The sequence below is a fragment of the Thalassospira sp. SM2505 genome (genome assembly GCF_054901115.1).
The window spans coordinates 1,246,769-1,260,344 of record NZ_CM142731.1 but is presented as its reverse complement, the minus strand read 5'-3'; the positions used below and the strand labels follow the sequence as shown (position 1 = coordinate 1,260,344).

Below are 13,576 nucleotides of genomic sequence, written 5' to 3'. Positions count from 1 at the left end.
AAGCATGATAACCGAGAATTTCTATGCCACCGTCAACGGGATAAGCCTGTCCTGTCAGCGGATCGAACCAGCCGATATGCGCGAAGACGCCCCGACCATCATCTTCCTGCATGAAGCATTGGGCACCATCCGCATGTGGCGGGACTTTCCCGACAAGCTTGCCACCGCAACCCGCCATCCGGTGATTGTCTATGAACGGCGCGGCCACGGCCGGTCCGACCCCCATGAAGATGGGGACATTCCCCGCGCGGTCGATTTCCATAACACCGAAAGCGATATCTATCTGCATGGCCTGATTACGGAACTGGGGCTAAGCAAACCGATCCTTTTCGGACATAGTGACGGGGCAACCATCGCGCTTAAATATGCCGCACGCTTCCCTGACAATGTCACCGCCGTCATTTCCGAAGCCGCCCACGTCTATGTCGAAGACGTCACCATTGCCGGGATCAATGATGCGGCGGGCATCTATGCCAATACCGACTGGAAGACCAGGCTTGAACGCCATCACTTCTTCCAGACCGATGCCGTCTTCAGCGCGTGGGTCGATACATGGCGTCAACCGGCCTTCCGCGACTGGAACATGGTCGATGAACTTGCCAGCATCACCTGCCCGCTTCTGGTCATTCAGGGCGATGATGACCAATTTGGCAGCGATGATCAGGTCCACACCATCTGTGAAAATGTCAGTGGTCCGTCCACCAAACTGCTGATCCGGGAATGCGGACATATCCCGCATTTCGATCAGCCCGATCAGGTGATTGATGCCAGCCTGAAGCATCTTGGCCTTGCCGAACTTGTGGATGGCTAAGCCCGATTTCCAAACAACAAAAAGCCCCGGCTGCATCATGCAACCGGGGCTTTTTCCTATGGGCAATCGCCCGAATTCTTTTGGCTTAGTCGGCCAGTGCGTCTTCGGCGTCAATCACAACCGCGACCGCATGGATGACCGATGCGATGCGGATCGCATTCTGGATGGTTTCTTTTTTGACGCCAGCACCTTTAAGGACCTTGTCGTGGGAATCGATGCACATGCCGCAGCCATTGATCGCCGAAACCGCGATCGAAAACAGTTCGAAATCGGCTTTATCAATGCCCGGCTTGCCGATGATGTTCATGCGCAAACGTGCAGGCATCGTGCCATATTCGGCATCCGAGACCAGATGGACGAAACGGTAATAGATATTGTTCATACCCATGATTGCCGCCGCACCCTTGGCCGCTTCAATTGCTTCTTCCGACAGCTTTTCTTTTGCTTCTGCAGCAACGGCCTTGATCAGCTTGGCGTTGCGCGATGCAAAGGCACAAGCCAATGCGGTGCCGTAAACCTGCTGGTCCGTCATGCCCGGATTGTTGGCCATGCTCGACAGGTTCAGTTTGAGATCCTTGGCATAGGCCGGCATTGCGTCCTTGATTTCGGTAATCGAACTCATTGGTAATCCTCTGATACAAAATGCAAAAACGAAAAACAGATCATCCATCGCCTGCACCGGTCGGGCAAAGCAAGAAACACAGAATGGATATGTTTTGGCTAAAACGGGATCGGGCGGATACCCGATCCCAATATCGTCTGGACTAAATCGCCAATGGCAACTTAGAGGGTTGCGTCACCCTGGTTCCAGTTGCACGGGCAAAGCTCGTCGGTCTGCAGTGCATCAAGGATACGAAGTGCTTCCTGCGGGTTACGACCAACACTAAGGTCGTTAACCTGGACGTGACGGATGATGTTGTCCGGATCGATGATGAAGGTCGCACGCAGCGCAACACCGGCGTCTTTGGCCAGAACACCCAGAGCCGTCGAGAGTTCTTTTTTCTCGTCAGCCAGCCATACGAACGGGCTGTCACCCAGATCTTCGTGGTGGGTGCGCCATGCAGCATGGACGAAGTCGGTGTCGGTCGAGCAACCCAGAAGAACTGCGTCACGGTCTTCGAATTCACCATTCAGTTCGCCGTAACCGACAATCTCGGTCGGGCAGACAAAGGTGAAGTCTTTCGGCCAGAAGAACAGGATCTTCCATTTGCCTTCATAGGACTTGTCGGTCACCGGTGCAAAGCTGTCCGGGGTTTTGCCCGAAACACCAGTCAGATTAAATTCAGGAAGCGTATCACCAACGGTAAGCATTTGTTTGGTTACTCCATAACCCAGTTAAAAATCCCGATTAACGGCCCCGACAGACCGAGAAATCTTGTGTGCAAGTGCAAAAAACACACTCACTGCTAGCGATTTGTAGTGAAATGGACTAACTAAGACAAATAGATAAATCCTCAGTTGTTGATAGGAAAAATTTATGGCTGCCCAACCAAGTATCAAGCAGCTCAAGTACTTAGTTGCGTTGGCGGAATGTGGCCATTTTGGCCGCGCGGCTGAGGCCTGCTTTATCACGCAGCCAAGCCTGTCTGCGGCGATCAACGAACTTGAGAACCTTCTTGGTGCGCAGCTGGTTGAACGCAACAAGCGTCAGGTCCTGATCACACCGCTGGGCGAAGAAGTTGTTTCGCGGGCGCGAAGCATTCTGCAGGAAGTCGATGAACTGACCACCATGGCACTGGCGGCCACCGAACCACTGTCGGGTCCTATTCATATCGGTGTCATCCCGACCATCGGCCCGTATCTTTTGCCTGATGTGATGACCCAGATTAAATCCGGTTTTCCGAAATTGCAGCCTTTCCTGCGTGAAGACCAGACAGGCAATCTGATAAAGCTGCTGTCTGCTGGCAAGCTTGACCTTGCCCTGATTGCCTTGCCGATCGAGGAAAACTGGCTTGAGGAATTCGATCTGTTTGAAGATCATTTCGTCTTTGCCTGCAGCCCGGATAATCCGCTGACCAAAAAGAACCATCTCGAAATCGCCGATATCAAGGATGAAAAGCTTCTGTTGCTTGAGGACGGCCATTGTCTTCGCGATCAGGCCCTTGAAGTTTGTCAGAAAGCCGGATGGAGCAAATCCGCCGACTTTCAGGCAAACAGTCTGTCGACCCTGGTTCAGATGGTTGCAGCTGGCGTCGGATCGACCCTGCTTCCGGAAATGTCGCTTGAAGTCGAGGCCCGCCGTCCGGACCTTCTGAAAATCCTGCCCTTTGAAAATCCGGTACCGGTCCGTCGCATCGGTATGGTCTGGCGCAGAAGTTCGGCGCGCAAACGCGAATATCGTCAACTTGCGACTCATCTGCGCGACCGGCTGTCACCGGTCCGGCAGGCCGATGTTGCCTGACGGCGGGCAGGCTTCATCATCCATTTCTTTGTAAAGGCAAGGAACAGGCAATTCGTCGATGTTACCGATCAAGGATAACAATCCGACCACCATCACACCGTGGGTTACCTACGCCATTATCGCGCTTAATGTTGCGGTGTTTCTGGTCACTGTAAGTCTCGACCCCCGCTCCGCGCAGCTGGTCAATCTGCAATATGGTGCTGTTCCGGCCATTTTGTTTGGCCATGCCAATCTGCCGCCGGAATTTTCGCCCTTCCCGTCCGGCTTCGGTTTTTTGTCGATCTTCTCGGCCATGTTCATGCATGGCGGCTGGATGCATCTTGGCGGCAATATGCTGTATCTCTGGATCTTCGGAAACAATGTCGAAGATTCCATGGGGCATTTCCGGTTTCTGATGTTCTATCTGATCTGTGGTGTCGCCGCCGCCCTTGGTCACGGTCTCCTTGATACCCAGTCGCAAATCCCGATGATCGGTGCATCCGGTGCACTGGCCGGGGTTCTGGGCGCCTATTTCCTGTTATTCCCCAAGGCGCGCATTCTTGTCTGGTTCTTCTGGGTGTTCATTTTCTATGTACCGGCCGTCTTTGTGCTCGGTTTCTGGTTCATCACGCAGATCATCAATTTCGGAAGCGGTGCAGGGGGCAACATTGCCTGGGTCGCCCATATTGCAGGCTTTATTGCCGGCATGGCCCTGATCCCGTTCTTCAAGCATCGCAACGTGCCACTCTGGCATGATGGGTCACCCGCACCGGCCTTTGGCATTTATCGCCCGGGTCGCAAAACACGCGGAACGGGTCGCGGGTCGAACATCCCGCCATGGGCGGCTGCCTATGAGGCGGAACGCGCTGCCAGGCATGCGAGTATGCGCAACGATCAGCGCGGCCCGTGGGGCAAGGAGGGCGAAAGTACCGATAAATCCCCGTGGGGTCGCTATCAGCCAAACCCGCCGCAGCAGCCAAAATCCAAACCGTCTGTTGGCGTTCCCAAAGTTGTCCGCTTGCATCCGGACAGCAACAGGGACGATACTTGATCAAACCTTGATAAAGCCCATCCTTCACGTCCCGGAGAAACACCATGCGCGCTGCCTATTTCACCGAATATCAGGGCCCGATCGAAGTCCAGAAACTTGACGATCCGACCCCGGCCAATGGCGGCGTTGTCATCAAGGTTGGCGCAACGGGACTGTGTCGCAGTGACTGGCATGGCTGGATGGGACATGACTCCGACGTTCAGCTTCCCCACGTTCCGGGCCATGAATTTGCCGGAACTGTGGTTGCGGTTGGCAAGGACATCAAACGCTGGAAGGAAGGCGACCGGGTCACCGTACCGTTTGTTTCCGGATGCGGTCATTGCCCGGAATGTCACAGCGGCAATCATCAGGTCTGCGACCATCAGTTCCAGCCGGGCTTTACACATTGGGGCAGCTTTGCCGAATATGTTGCCATTGACTATGCCGACACCAATCTGGTGCGCCTGCCCGATGAAATGGATTTCGCCACGGCAGCAAGCCTTGGCTGTCGCTTTGCCACCAGTTTTCGCGGCGTGATTGATCAGGGCAAGGTAAGTGCCGGTCAGATGGTTGCCGTCCATGGCGCTGGCGGGGTCGGGCTTTCGGCCATCATGATTGCGGCAGCAGCCGGTGCCTTTGTCGTTGCTGTTGATATTGATGACACCAAGCTTGAATTCGCCAAAGAACTTGGTGCCAACGCGGTTCTCAATGCGCGTGCCATTGATGACATTCCCGCCGCGATCAAGGATCTGACCCGTGGCGGTGCACATGTATCAGTCGATGCTCTGGGAAGCGCGGTTACCTGCTTTAACTCGGTTTCATGCTTGCGCAAACGCGGCAAGCATATCCAGATCGGACTGATGACCGGCGACCACGCCCATGCCAAAGTCCCGATGGACCGGGTTGTTGCTCATGAACTTGAAATTCTGGGCAGCCACGGCATGCAGGCATTTCGCTATGACGCGATGATCGACATGATCGTGACTGGCAAACTCGCCCCGCAAAAGCTGATCGGGGATCGAGTCACCCTGGCCGAGGGTGCCACCGCACTGATGAGCATGAATCACTTTGCCGGAACCGGTGTCACGATCATTGACAGGTTTTAGACAAAATCTGCCAATTCCGCGCATGGCCTGAGACACAGCCACTTTTTATTATCGTTCTAATTATATTAATATATGACTTGTTATACTTAAGATTGCTATGACCGTCTAAATCCCCTTACACTCTGTCCGGGTATTCCCCATATGAAAACGGAATACCTCAAAGAGAAGGCCGATTTTCGCACCAACCGCTGGCGAAAATAAGGTTTCCACCTCAGAAATGAGACAGAGAGAGACGAAACCATGACGGACCAAATCACTCTTGAAAGTGCCGACCGGCGCAAGAAAGAGCTTAGAAGCTTTCTGTTTCTGGCAGTTGTTCTGGCACCAGCGCTTGCGATTGCAATCGTTGGCGGGCTTGGTTTTTCAATCTGGATTTATCAAATGTTTGCAGGGCCGCCCGGACCACCGGTCTGACGGCGGAGGCTGAAAAATGCCTGAAACTCTCAAACAACCCAGCCGCAGGGATTTTCTGAACCGCTTGCGTCCGGCGCAGGATCGCCATGTGCATCCTGATACGCATGCAATCCGTCCCCCTTGGGCTGTTAATTTTCACGCCAACTGCACCGCTTGTGGTGACTGTGTGCCAGCTTGTCCGGAAGGGATCATCTCCCTTGATGACAAGCAGTTCCCGACGATTGATTTCAACAAGGGTGAATGCACCTTTTGCGGGGCCTGTGCTGATGCCTGTGCTGAGGATGTATTTGATCGCACAGCAAATCCGGCATGGCAGCTTGACATCACTGTTGCCAAAAACTGCTTTGCAGAACAGGGCATCTATTGCCGGTCATGCGGCGATATCTGCCCGGAAAGAGCCATTCGTATTCCCCCGCAACTGGGCGGACGGGCGCGCGTCATCATTGATGAAAGCACCTGCACCAGATGCGGTGCCTGTCAGACCGCCTGCCCGGCCGATGCCATCATGATCACACCGCAAAAGGAATACGCCCATGAATGAAGATATCGGGGTGATCTCCAGCATGATCGTTCAGGCAAGGCCCGAACAGATCACCATCATCAAAACCCGGCTCCAAGAGCTTGATGGCGCAGAAGTCACTGCAGAAGACGCGAATGGCAAGCTCGTCGTCGTGCTTGAAGCCGATACCGACCGCCAGCTTGCCGACACCATGCAAAAGATTGGCGAAATTCCCGGCGTTCTGGGCGTCAATCTGGTGTTCCATCACAGCGAAAAAGCCAACTGACGATTTCAATAGAATTTCCGACCTCTGGATCAAGGAACAATACGATGTTCAAGGCAAAGATATCCCGCCGAGATGCCCTGAAGGCCAAGGCCGCAGCCGTTGCTGCCGCTGCCGCTGGCATCAGCTTGCCGGCATCAGCCCAGAATCTGGTAACTGAGACCGAACACACCCAGCTCAAATGGTCCAAGGCCCCCTGCCGGTTCTGCGGCACGGGCTGTTCGGTGATGGTTGCAACCAAGGACAATCATGTCGTTGCGACCCACGGGGATGTTCTGTCCCCGGTCAATCGCGGTCTGAACTGCGTTAAGGGCTATTTCCTGTCCAAGATCATGTATGGCAAGGACCGCCTGACCCAACCGCTTCTGCGCAAAAAGAACGGTGTTTTTGACAAGAATGGCGACTTCGAACCGGTATCCTGGGACGAGGCATTCGATGTCATGGCCGAAAAATGGAAGGCTGCCCTCAAGGCCAAGGGACCAACTTCAGTTGGTATGTTCGGGTCTGGCCAGTGGACGGTGTGGGAAGGCTACGCTGCCTCCAAACTGATGAAGGCCGGTTTCCGTTCCAACAACCTTGATCCCAATGCCCGCCACTGTATGGCTTCTGCCGTTGTCGGCTTCATGCGCACCTTTGGCATGGATGAACCGATGGGCTGCTATGACGACATGGAAGCCGCCGACGCCTTTGTGCTTTGGGGCTCCAACATGGCGGAAATGCACCCGATCCTCTGGACCCGCGTCACCGACCGGCGTCTTTCGGCCCCGCATGTCAAGGTTGCCGTGCTTTCGACCTACGAGCATCGCTGCTTTGATCTGGCCGACATTCCGATGGTGTTTGAACCGCAAACCGATCTGGCGATCCTCAACTATATCGCCAACCACATCATTTCGACCAACCGGGTCAATACCGACTTTGTCAACAAGCACACCATTTTCCGCCGTGGCAACACCGATATCGGTTATGGTCTGCGCCCGGAAGATCCGCGCGAACAGTCGGCCAAACATGCCGCCGATGCCGGCGGATCAACCGACATGACATTCGACGAATATGCCGAATTCGTCTCGGAATATACCCTTGATAAAGTCCATCAGCTTTCCGGTGTTCCCAAGGAACGCCTCGAAGCACTGGCCGAACTTTATGCCGATCCGAACACCAAGGTCACATCGTTCTGGACCATGGGCTTTAACCAGCATACCCGCGGGGTCTGGGCCAATAACCTTGTTTACAACATCCATCTTCTGACCGGCAAGATTGCCGAGCCGGGCAACTCGCCCTTCTCGCTGACCGGGCAACCATCTGCCTGTGGCACGGCGCGTGAAGTCGGTACGTTCTCTCACCGCCTGCCTGCCGACATGGTGGTGACAAATCCCGAGCACCGCAAACATGCGGAGGAAATCTGGAAACTGCCGGATGGCACCATTCCCGACAAGGTCGGCTATCATGCAGTCCTTCAGAACCGCATGCTGCGCGATGGCAAGCTCAACGCCTATTGGGTTCAGTGCAACAATAACATGCAGGCCGCAGCCAACATGAACGAGGAAGGCTGGCCAGGCTATCGCAACCCGGAAAACTTCATCACGGTATCGGATGCCTATCCCACGGTTACGTGCGAAGCCGCCGATCTGGTTCTGCCGACGGCCATGTGGGTGGAAAAGGAAGGCTGCTATGGCAATGCCGAACGCCGCACGCATATGTGGCATCAGCTTGTTGACGCACCGGGCGAAGCCAAGTCCGACCTGTGGCAGCTGATGGAATTCTCCAAGCGCTTCACCATGGAAGATGTCTGGCCGGAAGAACTTCTGGCCAAGGCACCGGAAATGCGCGGCAAGACCCTGTTTGACGTGCTCTATCGCAATGGCAATGTCGACAAGTTCCCGCTTGAACAAACCGCCCCGGATTATAACAACCAGGAATCACAGGAATTCGGCTTCTATGTCCAGAAAGGCCTGTTTGAGGAATATGCCACCTTTGGCCGGGGTCATGCACATGACCTTGCCCCCTTCGACGTCTATCACGAGGTCCGCGGCTTACGCTGGCCGGTGGTCGATGGCAAGGAAACGCTTTGGCGTTATCGCGAAGGATACGATCCCTATGTCACACCGGGTGCCGGGGTCGAGTTTTATGGACACAAGGATGGCAAGGCCCGCATCTTTGCGCTGCCCTATGAACCTGCTGCCGAAAGTCCGGATGAAGAATATCCGCTCTGGCTATGCACCGGGCGCGTGATCGAGCACTGGCATTCCGGGTCGATGACCCAGCGTGTGCCGGAACTTTATCGTGCCTTCCCTGATGCCGTCTGTTTCATGCATCCTGATGATGCTGCCGAGCTCGGCTTGCGCCGTGGCGACGAGATCAAGGTAACCTCCCGACGCGGAAACATGCGCACCCGGGTTGAAACCCGAGGCCGCAACAAGCCGCCACGCGGACTGGTCTTTGTCCCCTGGTTTGATGCCAGCGAACTGATCAACAAGGTCACCCTGGATGCCACCGATCCGCTGTCAAAGCAGACCGACTTCAAGAAATGCGCCATCCGCATTGAAAAAGTGTGAGGGAGGAAACCATGAAACTCACCCCCAAATGGCTGCTTGCCCTTGCGATTATCGGCATCACAAGCATGGCGATGGCTGCGGAACCGATTACGACTCTGCGCAGTGCCGCGCCCGATCAGGACTCCCCGGCACCACGCATCTCGAATTTCGAGGATAATAGCGAAAAACGTCCGCGCAATTACCCCGAACAGCCGCCAACCATCCCCCATGATATCGAGGGATATCAGATTGATCGCAACGCCAATAAATGTCTGTCCTGTCATGCCCGTTCGCGTACGGGTGACAGCGGGGCACCAATGGTCTCGATCACCCACTTCATGGACCGCGACAGCCAGTTTCTTGCGGCAGTCAGTCCGCGTCGTTATTTCTGCACGCAATGTCACGTGTCACAAAAAGACGTCAAACCGCTGGTTGACAACACCTTTGTCGATATTGACCAACTCCTGCCAAACAACAGCACCCGCATCGCGGAATAAGGAGATTGGCTGATGATGAACTTTTTAAAACGGTACTGGACGGTTCTGACGACCCCCAGCGTGCATTACAGTCTTGCCTTCCTGACGGTCGGCGGCTTCATCGCCGGGATCATGTTCTGGGGTGGCTTTAACACCGCACTTGAAGCCACCAACACAGAACAATTCTGCATCAGCTGTCACGAGATGAAGGACAATGTCTACGAGGAACTGAAAACCACGATCCATTACAGCAACCGTTCAGGTGTTCGGGCGACCTGCCCGGATTGCCATGTTCCGCATGAATGGACCGACAAGATCGCGCGCAAGATGCAGGCATCCAAGGAAGTCTGGGGCAAGATCTTTGGCACCATCAGCACGCGTGACAAGTTCCTTGAAAAGCGGCTTGAACTTGCCCAGCACGAATGGGCACGTCTGTCGGCCAACAATTCCCTTGAATGCCGTAACTGTCATTCATCGGAATCGATGGATATCACCCGCCAAAGCCCGCGTGCATCCGAGGCCCATCAGAAATTTTTGTTCACCGGTGAAAAGACTTGTATCGACTGTCACAAGGGGATCGCGCATCATCTTCCCGATATGTCGGGTATTCCCGAATGGCAGTAAGTTAAAGATGGACCAAACCGCGTGACACAAAGCCAAGGCTTCCTTTTGGCCGGGATTCCATTCCGGCCAAAAGACCCGATTGACGACGTGCTGGGCGAAATCGCCGCAAGCATTGATGCCAACCGCATCGCAGGATATGTGCAAAAGCGCCGCAAGGACCGCGATTGCGGAACGCTTGTCTATGTGCGCAACCTGCGCAGCGGCGCAGAAATGCCGATCACCAAAAACCGTGGCGCAATGGCAAAGGGCTGCAAACTTGATGGCGATGCATTGTCATCGCTATCCGAACAGCTCGAACGTGACGTGGAAACCCGGTGTGATCTGCTGATTGTTGCGCGCTTTGGCCGCAGCGAAGCTGATGGCAGGGGATTGCGTGATGTGATCTCGCGCGCGCTTGATCTTGATATTCCGGTTCTGGTCGGCGTGCGCGATGAATATGCCCCGGCCTGGGAGGAATTTCACGGCGGCATCGCCGATGATCTGCCCCTTGATGCCACGACCATCAGAAACTGGCTGGCAGACCATCTGAGCATTCCTGAAAACGCCTGAGACAGCCTGGCGTTTCTTCCCGATCAGTCGCAACACCCGAAATCGACCGGTGCACGGTCACGCGCCAGCACCCTGGCGGCAAAGCGTTCGAACCATTCCCCGAACGCCGCGTCATATTTGGCACGTCCCGCCCGTTGAAGATCCGGTCCCTGACCGTTTGGTCGATCCGTCTTGGCCGCCGAATTTGACAGCCAGCGTTCATGGGTTTCATCATCGACTTCGGGATGGAACTGAATGCCCCAGATACGCTCGTCAATGTGATAGGCCTGATGGGGGAATGTTGCCCCCGTCGCAATCAGTTCCGCCCCTTCGGGCAGACCAAATCCCTCGCTGTGCCAGTGATAGACCATCATCTCGTCAGGAAACAGATCACGCCCCGCCTCGGTCGCCTGCACCGGGTAATAGCCGATCTCGGTCAGGCCATCGGGATGGGCTTGCACCTCCGCACCAAGATGGCGTGCCATCAGCTGCGCGCCAAGGCAAATACCAAGATAAAGCGCATCACTGGCAACCACGCGGGGCAGGAAATCCATGATCGCGCGCACATTGCCCAGATCATCGTCATTGGCACTCATCGGGCCGCCAAACACCACAACCAGATGATAGCCCGTCAGGTCTTCGGGCAATGTATCGCCCTCGCCCGGACGGCGAATATCGAACTCATAGCCATACTTGCGCAACACCGTTCCCAACCGTCCCGGCTGCCCGGTGGCGGAATTGAAAATCAGAAGAATGCGGTTGGCGGGGCTCAGTTCGTTCATCGGGACCTCATTGCTGCAAGGGCGAAGGGTGACGTTTTAGGCACAGTTTGACAAGTCCCCTGCCGTCAAAAAGGTTTTGCCACAACGGAAAAAGCCGCCACACAGAGTGCGGCGGCCTTTGATCCGAAACGAAAAAGCGATGGCTTAGACGTTGAATTTAAAGTGGAAGATATCGCCATCCTTGACGATATAGGTCTTGCCTTCCTGACGGAGCTTGCCGTTATCACGCGCACCGGATTCACCGTTAAATTCGATGAAATCGTCATAGGCAATGGTTTCGGCCTTAATGAAGCCGCGCTCGAAATCGGTGTGAATGACACCCGCTGCATTCGGTGCGGTCGCACCGTTATAAACCGTCCATGCGCGGGCTTCTTTCGGGCCAACCGTAAAGAAGGTCAAAAGGTTCAAAAGCTTGTAGCCTTCACGAATGACGCGCGCCAGACCTGTTTCCTCAAGACCAAGGCCTTCAAGGAACTCTTTCTTGTCTTCTGCACTTTCCAGAAGGGCAACTTCCGACTCAATAGCCGCTGAAATCACCACCGAACGCGCACCCTGGGCTGCTGCCATTTCGGCAACCTTGGCCGAAAGCGCATTGCCATCCGCGGCACTGTCTTCATCAACATTGCACGCATAAAGAACCGGCTTGCTGGTCAGAAGCTGCAACATGCGGAACGCCTTGGCTTCGTCTTCGTTGTTAAGTTCAACAACACGTGCCGGTTTACCTTCGCGCAGAACTTCAAGCGTCCGTTCAACCAGCTCAAGTGTGAGCTTGGCGTCCTTGTCATTGCCTTTGGCACGTTTCTGAAGACCCGTGATCCGCTTTTCAAGGCTGTCCATATCGGCCAGCATCAGCTCGGTCTCGATGGTCTCGGCATCGCGAACCGGGTCAACCGACCCTTCGACATGGGTGATGTCGCCATCTTCAAAGCAGCGCAGAACATGCACAATCGCATCCGTTTCGCGAATATTGGCAAGGAACTGGTTGCCAAGGCCCTCGCCTTTGGATGCACCACGGACCAGACCGGCAATATCAACGAATTCGAGCTGGGTCGGAATGATGGTCGCCGATTTGCTAATGGCGGCAATCTTGTCAAGGCGATCATCAGGAACGCTGACACGACCGGTATTCGGCTCGATGGTACAGAACGGGAAGTTTGCTGCCTCGGCAGCAGCCGTCTGGGTCAGGGCGTTAAAAAGGGTCGATTTGCCAACGTTGGGCAGACCAACGATACCGCATTTGAATCCCATCTTTCCGGGCTCCGTAACTTGAATTTCTGTTCATCAGGATCGATCCGGGTATTGCCAGACCGAAAGACTATTTCTTTTTGCCAAATGCCCTGGCAAGGGCTTCGGCCATGGCCGAAGCTGCATTGCTGACCGGTGTGTCTGCGCGTTCCACGCGGACCTTTGCTGCACCGGACAATTCGTCCAATCCGTCGCCAGCCTGCCTTTGCAGACCCGCATCGGTGTCGCCATCATTCCCGGCCGGTTTGGTAGCCGGTTTGTCTTTCTTCGGTGCCTTGGGCTTGGGCGGGCTCACAATGGCCGAGACCTTGCTCATAAAGCCGCCATCATCGCCCTTGACCAGTCGCGCGAATTCCGCCGCAACCCCGTCCAGAAGCGCCATCAGCCAGCCTTCACTCTCGGCCTTGGAGAAATCCCCAAGAACATGGCCATGCACACGGGATTTATCCCCCGGATGACCAATGCCAAGACGGACCCGGCGATATTCCTTGCCACAATGGGCATCAATGGATCGCAATCCGTTATGGCCGCCATGGCCGCCGCCGCGTTTGACGCGCAGCTTGCCCGGTGGCAGGTCCAGCTCATCATGCAGGACAATAACGTCTTCGACCGGAATCTTGTAGAAGCGCAGCACTTCGCCAACGCTTTGTCCCGAAAGGTTCATGAAGGTTTCCGGTTTCAGAACCAGAATCTTTTGACCGTTCAGTTCACCTTCGGAAATCTGACCCTGAAACTTTTTACGCCAGGGCCCAAAAGAATAGCGGCGGACGAGTTCGTCCGCCGCCATGAAGCCAATGTTGTGGCGATTGGCGGCATAGCCCGATCCCGGGTTTCCCAATCCAACCACCAAAAACATCGTAAGACCTC

16 protein-coding genes are annotated in these 13,576 nt (G+C 55.1%); 11 read left to right on the top strand and 5 right to left on the bottom strand.

The genetic code is table 11. The annotated features are described in order from the left end of the window. The first annotated feature begins 4 nt into the window (after positions 1 to 4). A complete protein-coding gene (locus ACTU44_RS05730) occupies positions 5 to 811 on the top strand; it encodes an alpha/beta fold hydrolase (RefSeq protein WP_462096905.1) in 807 nt (268 codons plus the stop codon). Positions 812 to 896: 85 nt separating this feature from the next. On the opposite strand, the gene ACTU44_RS05725 is transcribed toward ACTU44_RS05730, so the two are convergent. Together ACTU44_RS05725 and ACTU44_RS05720 are read right to left on the bottom strand one after the other, a co-directional pair. Beyond that, the gene (locus ACTU44_RS05725) at positions 897 to 1,433 is read right to left on the bottom strand and encodes a carboxymuconolactone decarboxylase family protein (protein ID WP_114098009.1); all 537 of its coding nucleotides are present in this window, start codon (positions 1,431 to 1,433) and stop codon (positions 897 to 899) included. A gap of 161 nt (positions 1,434 to 1,594) precedes the next feature. Continuing rightward, positions 1,595 to 2,122 carry a peroxiredoxin gene (locus ACTU44_RS05720; protein WP_114098008.1) on the bottom strand — a complete coding sequence of 176 codons (528 nt, stop codon included), beginning with the start codon at positions 2,120 to 2,122 and terminating at the stop codon, positions 1,595 to 1,597. A 166-nt stretch (positions 2,123 to 2,288) separates the two neighbouring features. Here ACTU44_RS05720 and ACTU44_RS05715 point away from each other — a divergent pair, with 166 nt between their 5' ends. The 10 genes from ACTU44_RS05715 to ACTU44_RS05670 all read left to right on the top strand — a co-directional run bounded on the left by ACTU44_RS05715 (position 2,289) and on the right by ACTU44_RS05670 (position 10,703). Beyond that, positions 2,289 to 3,212 carry a LysR substrate-binding domain-containing protein gene (locus ACTU44_RS05715; RefSeq protein ID WP_462096904.1) on the top strand — a complete coding sequence of 308 codons (924 nt, stop codon included), beginning with the start codon at positions 2,289 to 2,291 and terminating at the stop codon, positions 3,210 to 3,212. Positions 3,213 to 3,270: 58 nt separating this feature from the next. Continuing rightward, the gene (locus ACTU44_RS05710; RefSeq protein ID WP_336080208.1) at positions 3,271 to 4,242 is read left to right on the top strand and encodes a rhomboid family intramembrane serine protease; all 972 of its coding nucleotides are present in this window, start codon (positions 3,271 to 3,273) and stop codon (positions 4,240 to 4,242) included. A gap of 44 nt (positions 4,243 to 4,286) precedes the next feature. Next, on the top strand, positions 4,287 to 5,327 hold the full coding sequence (locus ACTU44_RS05705) for a zinc-dependent alcohol dehydrogenase family protein (protein ID WP_462096903.1): 1,041 nt from the start codon (positions 4,287 to 4,289) through the stop codon (positions 5,325 to 5,327). Between the two features lie 240 nt (positions 5,328 to 5,567). Then, the gene (gene napE, locus ACTU44_RS05700) at positions 5,568 to 5,741 is read left to right on the top strand and encodes a periplasmic nitrate reductase, NapE protein (RefSeq protein WP_114098004.1); all 174 of its coding nucleotides are present in this window, start codon (positions 5,568 to 5,570) and stop codon (positions 5,739 to 5,741) included. 16 nt (positions 5,742 to 5,757) lie between these two features. Continuing rightward, entirely contained in the window at positions 5,758 to 6,282 is a 525-nt protein-coding gene (gene napF / locus ACTU44_RS05695; RefSeq protein WP_462096902.1) for a ferredoxin-type protein NapF, read from the top strand. After that, complete coding sequence (locus ACTU44_RS05690) at positions 6,275 to 6,526, top strand: chaperone NapD (RefSeq protein WP_462096901.1); 252 nt, start codon at positions 6,275 to 6,277, stop codon at positions 6,524 to 6,526. The genes napF and ACTU44_RS05690 overlap by 8 nt, the downstream gene beginning before the upstream one ends. 44 nt (positions 6,527 to 6,570) lie before the next feature. After that, on the top strand, positions 6,571 to 9,075 hold the full coding sequence (napA, locus tag ACTU44_RS05685) for a periplasmic nitrate reductase subunit alpha (protein WP_114098001.1): 2,505 nt from the start codon (positions 6,571 to 6,573) through the stop codon (positions 9,073 to 9,075). A gap of 11 nt (positions 9,076 to 9,086) precedes the next feature. Further along, entirely contained in the window at positions 9,087 to 9,551 is a 465-nt protein-coding gene (locus ACTU44_RS05680; RefSeq protein WP_114098000.1) for a nitrate reductase cytochrome c-type subunit, read from the top strand. A 12-nt stretch (positions 9,552 to 9,563) separates the two neighbouring features. Next, positions 9,564 to 10,154, top strand: a complete 591-nt coding sequence (locus ACTU44_RS05675) for a cytochrome c3 family protein (RefSeq protein WP_114097999.1) — start codon at positions 9,564 to 9,566, stop codon at positions 10,152 to 10,154. A gap of 21 nt (positions 10,155 to 10,175) precedes the next feature. Beyond that, entirely contained in the window at positions 10,176 to 10,703 is a 528-nt protein-coding gene (locus ACTU44_RS05670) for a DUF2478 domain-containing protein (RefSeq protein ID WP_114097998.1), read from the top strand. A gap of 23 nt (positions 10,704 to 10,726) precedes the next feature. Here ACTU44_RS05670 and ACTU44_RS05665 read toward each other — a convergent pair whose 3' ends face one another. From ACTU44_RS05665 to pth, 3 genes are all read right to left on the bottom strand, one after another. Continuing rightward, positions 10,727 to 11,464, bottom strand: coding sequence for a glutamine amidotransferase-related protein (locus tag ACTU44_RS05665; RefSeq protein WP_114097997.1), 738 nt, complete (start codon positions 11,462 to 11,464; stop codon positions 10,727 to 10,729). A 144-nt stretch (positions 11,465 to 11,608) separates the two neighbouring features. Further along, positions 11,609 to 12,712 carry a redox-regulated ATPase YchF gene (ychF, locus tag ACTU44_RS05660; protein ID WP_462096900.1) on the bottom strand — a complete coding sequence of 368 codons (1,104 nt, stop codon included), beginning with the start codon at positions 12,710 to 12,712 and terminating at the stop codon, positions 11,609 to 11,611. A 67-nt stretch (positions 12,713 to 12,779) separates the two neighbouring features. Then, positions 12,780 to 13,565, bottom strand: a complete 786-nt coding sequence (gene pth / locus ACTU44_RS05655; protein WP_462096899.1) for an aminoacyl-tRNA hydrolase — start codon at positions 13,563 to 13,565, stop codon at positions 12,780 to 12,782. Between the last annotated feature and the right edge of the window lie 11 nt (positions 13,566 to 13,576).

Coding starts and splice junctions, on each gene's coding strand:
- ACTU44_RS05680 (WP_114098000.1), top strand. CDS start 9,087: ATGAAACTCACCCCCAAATGGCTGCTTGCCCTTGCGATTATCGGCATC.
- ACTU44_RS05720 (WP_114098008.1), bottom strand. CDS start 2,122: ATGCTTACCGTTGGTGATACGCTTCCTGAATTTAATCTGACTGGTGTT.
- napF (WP_462096902.1), top strand. CDS start 5,758: ATGCCTGAAACTCTCAAACAACCCAGCCGCAGGGATTTTCTGAACCGC.
- ACTU44_RS05665 (WP_114097997.1), bottom strand. CDS start 11,464: ATGAACGAACTGAGCCCCGCCAACCGCATTCTTCTGATTTTCAATTCC.
- ACTU44_RS05705 (WP_462096903.1), top strand. CDS start 4,287: ATGCGCGCTGCCTATTTCACCGAATATCAGGGCCCGATCGAAGTCCAG.
- ACTU44_RS05675 (WP_114097999.1), top strand. CDS start 9,564: ATGATGAACTTTTTAAAACGGTACTGGACGGTTCTGACGACCCCCAGC.
- ACTU44_RS05710 (WP_336080208.1), top strand. CDS start 3,271: ATGTTACCGATCAAGGATAACAATCCGACCACCATCACACCGTGGGTT.
- ACTU44_RS05715 (WP_462096904.1), top strand. CDS start 2,289: ATGGCTGCCCAACCAAGTATCAAGCAGCTCAAGTACTTAGTTGCGTTG.
- pth (WP_462096899.1), bottom strand. CDS start 13,565: ATGTTTTTGGTGGTTGGATTGGGAAACCCGGGATCGGGCTATGCCGCC.
- ACTU44_RS05730 (WP_462096905.1), top strand. CDS start 5: ATGATAACCGAGAATTTCTATGCCACCGTCAACGGGATAAGCCTGTCC.
- napA (WP_114098001.1), top strand. CDS start 6,571: ATGTTCAAGGCAAAGATATCCCGCCGAGATGCCCTGAAGGCCAAGGCC.
- napE (WP_114098004.1), top strand. CDS start 5,568: ATGACGGACCAAATCACTCTTGAAAGTGCCGACCGGCGCAAGAAAGAG.
- ACTU44_RS05690 (WP_462096901.1), top strand. CDS start 6,275: ATGAATGAAGATATCGGGGTGATCTCCAGCATGATCGTTCAGGCAAGG.
- ACTU44_RS05725 (WP_114098009.1), bottom strand. CDS start 1,433: ATGAGTTCGATTACCGAAATCAAGGACGCAATGCCGGCCTATGCCAAG.
- ychF (WP_462096900.1), bottom strand. CDS start 12,712: ATGGGATTCAAATGCGGTATCGTTGGTCTGCCCAACGTTGGCAAATCG.